The sequence below is a fragment of the Marinobacter sp. bablab_jr003 genome, from assembly GCF_016464245.1.
Classification (GTDB): Bacteria; Pseudomonadota; Gammaproteobacteria; order Pseudomonadales; family Oleiphilaceae; genus Marinobacter; species Marinobacter vinifirmus.
This window is the reverse complement of sequence record NZ_JADARC010000044.1, coordinates 1-283: the sequence shown is the minus strand read 5'-3', so window position 1 is coordinate 283 and position 283 is coordinate 1. Positions and strand designations below refer to the sequence as shown.

General features: G+C 60.4%; 1 pseudogene. It reads right to left on the bottom strand.

Annotation, left to right across the window (positions count from 1 at the left end):
- Positions 1 to 283: pseudogene (locus tag H3Z84_RS05150) on the bottom strand (IS21 family transposase); the annotation flags it as partial.

Here is a 283-nt window from a genome sequence, read left to right as displayed (position 1 = left end):
GCCACAAAGACTTGCGCCTCATGGATCTCACCGGTGGTGCGGTCAATGACGGGCACCGTGTGCCCAGCATAGTCCACGAACAGCTTTTCACCGGCTCGGTGGTCCTGACGCATCACCAGATCCAGCTTGCCCTGCCAGGCCTGGTAGTGCTCGCAGAACCAGCTGTACTGGTAGCCATCCGGATTGGCTTCCCGGTACTCCTGCCAGAGCAGGAACAGGGTGACGTTCTTGCCCCGGAGTTCATCGTGGATTCGCTTCCAATCCGGAATGCCTCGGGCCTGTG